The sequence below is a fragment of the Streptomyces anatolicus genome, assembly GCF_019400875.1.
GTDB lineage: Bacteria > Actinomycetota > Actinomycetes > Streptomycetales > Streptomycetaceae > Streptomyces > Streptomyces anatolicus.
Genome location: NZ_WMBF01000406.1, coordinates 1 through 5,830 on the forward strand (window position 1 = coordinate 1; position 5,830 = coordinate 5,830).

A 5,830-nucleotide genomic window follows, 5' to 3' on the forward strand; every position below is an offset into this window, starting at 1 on the left:
CCATTGGCGGGCGCCCCTTACGCATGCATGCCGCACGAGGTTACGGAAGCGCCAGCATCCGCTCCAGCGCCATCTTGGCGAACTGCTCGGTCTCGCGGTCGACCTGGATCTGGTTGACGAGGTTGCCCTCGGCCAGCGACTCCAGCGTCCAGACCAGGTGCGGCAGGTCGATGCGGTTCATGGTCGAGCAGAAGCAGACCGTCTTGTCGAGGAAGACGATCTCCTTGTCCTCGGCGGCGAAACGGTTCGCCAGGCGGCGTACGAGGTTCAGCTCCGTGCCGATGGCCCACTTCGAGCCGGCGGGCGCCGCCTCCAGGGGCTTGATGATGTGCTCCGTGGAGCCCACGTAGTCGGCGGCGGCCACGACCTCGTGCTTGCACTCCGGGTGCACCAGGACGTTCACGCCCGGTATCCGCGCGCGCACGTCCTCGACCGACTCCAGCGAGAAGCGGCCGTGCACCGAGCAGTGCCCGCGCCACAGGATCATCTTCGCGTCGCGCAGCTGCTCGACGGTGAGGCCGCCGTTCGGCTTGTGCGGGTTGTAGACCACGCAGTCGTCGAGCGAGAAGCCCATGTCGCGCACGGCGGTGTTGCGGCCCAGGTGCTGGTCGGGCAGGAAGAGCACCTTGGTCGACGCGGGGTCGCCCTGCGCGTAGGCCCACTCGAGGGCGCGCTTGGCGTTCGACGACGTACAGATCGTGCCGCCGTGCTTGCCGGTGAAGGCCTTGATGTCGGCGGAGGAGTTCATGTACGAGACGGGGACGACCTGCTCGGCGATGCCGGCCTCGGTCAGCACGTCCCAGCACTCGGCGACCTGCTCGGCGGTGGCCATGTCGGCCATCGAGCAGCCGGCGGCCAGGTCGGGCAGGACGACCTTCTGGTCGTCGCCGGTCAGGATGTCGGCGGACTCGGCCATGAAGTGCACACCGCAGAAGACGATGTACTCGGCGTCGGGCCGCGCGGCGGCGTCGCGTGCCAGCTTGAAGGAGTCACCGGTCACATCCGCGAACTGGATGACCTCGTCGCGCTGGTAGTGGTGGCCGAGCACGAAGACCTTGTCCCCGAGCTTCTCCTTGGCGGCCCGGGCACGCTCCACCAGGTCCGGGTCGGAGGGGGAGGGCAGGTCACCGGGGCACTCCACGCCGCGCTCGCTCTTGGGGTCGGCCTCGCGGCCGAGCAGCAGCAGGGCGAGCGGCGTGGGCTGAACCTCAAGGTCCACGAGGTCCACGGGGGACTGGGCGGTGGTCACGACACGCACCCTTTCTCTTCAGCAGTCGAGCCTTTTCGTCGAATTGACGTTATCTATCATAACCGCTTCACGTCAGTTTGACGATGGCCATATTGTCGATGTGACGAATTCGCCGGGCCCCTCGCCCGGCGCCCCACGGAAAACCATGTGCGAGCATGAAGGGGTAAGACGTAAGCGCTCGGCCCGGAATGAATCCGCGGCCCCGCCGGTTGCAACCGTCGGCAAGCAGTCTCCGTACAACCCGGGAGAGAAGCAGATGTCCGTATCGGACGAGACCACCACCGTGAGCGACGGCATCCTCCTGTCGGACGCCGCCGCGGCCAAGGTGAAGGGCCTGCTGGAGCAGGAAGGCCGGGACGACCTGGCGCTGCGCGTGGCCGTCCAGCCCGGCGGCTGCTCGGGCCTGCGCTACCAGCTGTTCTTCGACGAGCGCACGCTCGACGGCGACGTCGTCAAGGACTTCGACGGCGTGAAGGTCGTCACCGACCGGATGAGCGCTCCCTACCTGGGCGGCGCCTCCATCGACTTCGTCGACACCATCGAGAAGCAGGGCTTCACGATCGACAACCCGAACGCCACCGGCTCCTGCGCCTGCGGCGACTCCTTCAGCTAAATCTGTAGGCGTACGCGTACGACGGCGGCGGCTCCCTGGAATCCCAGGGAGCCGCCGCCGTCGTCTGTGCCGGTCGCCCGCGCAGGGCCGGACGCCGGTCGCTACTTCCGCTTCACCGTCTCACCGGCGCCGTCCACGACCTCGCGCTCACCCAGCGGCTTGTCCAGGGTGACCGTCTCCGAGAGCCGCTTGGCGACCATGACGCAGACCTTGTCCTTCTGCTCGGTCTCCTTCACGGTCACCGTCACGCGCTCGCCGGTCTCCCGCGCGGACGCGGAGTACTCGCTGCACACGCCGCCCCAGAAGTGCACCGTCAGCTTCCTGCCGTCGGCGCTGTAGGACTCGACGGGCACCGAACCCTTGTCGCGGGGCCGCTCCGGCTTCCCGGGGGGCGTGGGCGTGCCCGGAGTGCTCGGCGACGTCAGGTACTTGGGGGCGACCGCCGGGTGCGTCACCGTGAAGGTATCTGCCGCGCCCTGCGGCTTCACCTCGAACAGCCATGACGGTACGAGGGTCTGCCTGCCGCCCACGAAGTGCGTCGCGAGCCCGAACGTGGCGCCGCTGACGGCGATCGAACGCGGCTTCGGGGGCTTGGACGACGGCTCGCAGGGCGCCTGCTCCGCGCCGCCGCCCGCCTTGATGCCGCCGCCCTCCGCCTTCGTGCTGTCATCGGCGTGCGGCACCGGAGTCGCACAGCCGCCGATGCCGACGCGCCCGTCGCCACGGGTCGAGTTCAGCTGGTCCAGGGCCTCCCGCGCGCTGATCACCGGATACTCGGCGCCCTTCACCGGCGCCTTCAACTGGCCGCTGCCGCCCACCACTTTGCCGTCCGGGCCGACCTGGACACCGGTCGACCAGCCGTAGGTCGGCAGGCCGTCCACCTTCGGGTCGGCGTTCACCACGCGTACGGCGCCCATGAGCTGGCGGGCGTCCAGCTTCGCGTCGTCCTGGCCGAGCGCCTTGAGGAGCGGCGCCGCCGCCTTCTTGGCCGCCTTCTCGCTCACGGCGTCGTCCGCGTCGCCGTGGGGGAGGGGGGAGGTGGCCGAACAGGGCTTGGCCTTCGGGCAGTTGTCCGTGCCACCCGTGCCGTGCCCGGCGTAGGTCCAGGTGCCGGGCGCCTGCTTGGTCACCTGGAGCGAGGGGCCCGAGCCGTCCTTGTCCTGCCCCACCCGCCAGGCGCCGTCCCGTGACGTCGGCGTCCCGGAGAGGCCGAGCGCCTTCGCGAGCGCGGTGACCTCGGCACGGGTGACCTCGCCGCGCGCGTGGTGGACGTAGGCCGACTCCGGGCCCTTGGGCAGCTTGCCGGTCGCCTTGTACATGGCGCCGCTCGGGTCGGGCTCGCCAGGCGCGATGCCGGCGGTCCCGCCCGTGCCGTCCGTGCCCTTGTCGGCGCCCTCGCCCTGCCGGTCGGCGCCCGTATACCCGTCGAGCGCGAGCGGCGGCGGATCGCCGCCGTTCCCCGCCGGGGCCCCGTCGCCGCCCTTGCCGCCACCGCCGGACGCGGTCGCGGCGAAGTACGCGCCACCGCCGCCGACCAGCAGCACGGTGGCCGCGACCGAGGCGACGGCGAGGCGCGCACGCCGCCGCTGCCGCTCGGCCACCTCATGATCGGATCGCTCGGTGCTCACCGCATCGCTCCTTCGACTGCACTGCTGTCCCTGGACACCCACAGGTATCCCTGGAAACCCGGGAATGGGCTTCGTCGTATCCCACTTCCCCTCAACGGGGGACGGCGATGGGACGCAGCGGGGGAGCGCACGGTTCCCTCGGCGCGCGCCCGGCCCCTGAGCCGGTCTCCTCAGTCCCCGTACTCGGACATCCCGTCGATGAGGCGGGCGGAGGAGGATGGCACGGTGACTCCGTGGATCAGGGACGGCGGCACGGGGGCGGCGGCGGCCTTGGCGGGGGCACTCCAGTGCGGAGCCATGCGGGCGCAGTCGCCGCGCAGGGTCGCCATGGTCTCCGGGGACTCCAGACCTTCGGCGGGGAGCCTGGCGGCACGCTTCGGAGCGACATCCTTCGAGATAAGGGTCATAACGGCACCGTAAGCATGTGACCGGCGAGGAACAAAGCCCTACTATCGGGTAGTTTTGCCTCTTCAGGTGCAGGTGTTCGACCCGGTAACGTGAACTGTCAACCCCTCGCCTCTCCTCCACAGGAGCACCCAGCCGTGCGTATCGCAGTCACCGGCTCCATCGCCACCGACCATCTGATGACCTTCCCCGGCCGCTTCGCCGACCAGCTGGTCGCCGATCAGCTGCACACGGTCTCCCTCTCCTTCCTGGTCGACGCCCTCGACGTCCGCAGGGGAGGCGTGGCCGCCAACATCACCTTCGGCATGGGCCAGCTCGGCACCCACCCGATCCTGGTCGGCGCCGCCGGCTCCGACTTCGACGAGTACCGCGCCTGGCTCGACCGGCACGGCGTGGACACCGCCTCGGTACGGATCTCCGAGACGCTGCACACCGCGCGCTTCGTCTGCACCACGGACGCCGACCACAACCAGATCGGCTCCTTCTACACGGGCGCGATGAGCGAGGCCCGCCTCATCGAACTGAAGACCGTCGCCGACCGCGTGGGCGGGCTCGACCTGGTCCTGATCGGTGCCGACGACCCCGAGGCGATGCTCCGGCACACCGAGGAGTGCCGCACCCGGAAGATCCCGTTCGCCGCGGACTTCTCGCAGCAGATCGCCCGCATGGAGGGCGACGAGATCCGCACCCTCCTGGACGGCGCCACCTACCTCTTCTCGAACGAGTACGAGAAGGGCCTCATCGAGTCCAAGACCGGCTGGACCAACGCCGAGATCCTCTCCCGCGTCGGCCACCGCGTGACCACCCTCGGCGCCAACGGCGTACGCATCGAGGCCGTCGGCAAGGACCCGATCGAGGTCGGCGTCCCGCAGGAGGAGGCGAAGGTCGAGCCGACCGGCGTCGGCGACGCGTTCCGCGCGGGCTTCCTCTCCGGCCTCGCCTGGGGCGTCTCCCACGAGCGCGCCGCGCAGGTGGGCTGCATGCTCGCCACCCTGGTCATCGAGACCGTCGGCACCCAGGAGTACGAGCTGCGCCGCAGCAACTTCATGGACCGCTTCACCAAGGCGTACGGCCACGAGGCCGCCGCCGAGGTCAGCGCCCGCCTCGTCTGATCACGAGCGCCGGCGGACCTCGTACGCGCTGCCCCGGTCCGCCGACCGCTCACCCACGTACTCCTGACCGCGCATCTCGCACCACGCCGGGATGTCGAGCCGCGCCGCCTCGTCGTCGGCGAGCACGGTCACCGTCCCGCCCACCGGGACGTCCCCGATGACCTTCGCCAGCTCGATGACGGGGATCGGGCACCGCTTGCCGACCGCGTCGACCACGAGCGACCCCCCTTCCGTACGCGCCTGGGCCCCACCCGGCGCGCCCAGCTTCTCCCGCACCTCGCGGACGGCGCCGGGCAGCACGTCGAGGAACCGCTCCACCTCGGCGGCCTCCGTGCCGGCCGGCAGCGAGACCCGGACGTTCCCCTCGCTCAGCACACCCATCGCCCTGAGCACATGGCTCGGGGTCAGCGTCGAACTGGTGCACGACGAGCCGGACGAGACGGAGAAGCCCGCCCGGTCCAGCTCGTGCAGCAGGGTCTCTCCGTCGACATAGAGACAAGAGAAGGTGACGAGGTGCGGAAGCCGCCGCACGGGATCGCCCACCACCTCCACGTCCGGCACGCTCCCCGGCACCCGCGCCCTGATCCGCTCGGTCAGCTCCCGCAGCCGCGCGCCCTCCGCCTCGGCCTCGGCCCGCACCGCGCGCAGCGAGGCCGCCGCCGCGACGATCGCCGGGATGTTCTCGAAACCGGCGGCACGCCCCGACTCCCGCTCGTCGACCGGGCCTTGAGCGGCGAAGCGCACCCCTTTGCGTACGACGAGAAGCCCGACCCCCGCCGGCCCGCCCCACTTATGGGCACTCCCGGTGAGCAGCGACCACTCC

The 5,830-nt window shown here is 70.6% G+C and carries 6 protein-coding genes; 2 read left to right on the forward strand and 4 right to left on the reverse strand.

Going from position 1 to position 5,830, the window contains the following annotated elements:
- Positions 1–40: 40 nt before the first annotated feature.
- A complete protein-coding gene (gene nadA, locus GKQ77_RS26105) occupies positions 41–1,258 on the reverse strand; it encodes a quinolinate synthase NadA (protein WP_219691383.1) in 1,218 nt (405 codons plus the stop codon).
- Between the two features lie 247 nt (positions 1,259–1,505).
- Between nadA and GKQ77_RS26110 the strand changes: the two genes are divergently transcribed.
- A complete protein-coding gene (locus tag GKQ77_RS26110; RefSeq protein WP_030786960.1) occupies positions 1,506–1,862 on the forward strand; it encodes a HesB/IscA family protein in 357 nt (118 codons plus the stop codon).
- Between the two features lie 101 nt (positions 1,863–1,963).
- On the opposite strand, the gene GKQ77_RS26115 is transcribed toward GKQ77_RS26110, so the two are convergent.
- Complete coding sequence (locus tag GKQ77_RS26115) at positions 1,964–3,490, reverse strand: hypothetical protein (RefSeq protein WP_219691384.1); 1,527 nt, start codon at positions 3,488–3,490, stop codon at positions 1,964–1,966.
- Positions 3,491–3,660: 170 nt separating this feature from the next.
- Complete coding sequence (locus GKQ77_RS26120) at positions 3,661–3,897, reverse strand: hypothetical protein (protein WP_219691387.1); 237 nt, start codon at positions 3,895–3,897, stop codon at positions 3,661–3,663.
- 135 nt (positions 3,898–4,032) lie between these two features.
- On the opposite strand from GKQ77_RS26120, the gene GKQ77_RS26125 reads away from it, so the two are divergent.
- Entirely contained in the window at positions 4,033–5,007 is a 975-nt protein-coding gene (locus GKQ77_RS26125; RefSeq protein WP_219691385.1) for a carbohydrate kinase family protein, read from the forward strand.
- Here GKQ77_RS26125 and GKQ77_RS26130 read toward each other — a convergent pair.
- A partial coding sequence (locus GKQ77_RS26130; protein ID WP_219691386.1) for a cysteine desulfurase/sulfurtransferase TusA family protein occupies positions 5,008–5,830 on the reverse strand: 823 nt, incomplete at its 5' end.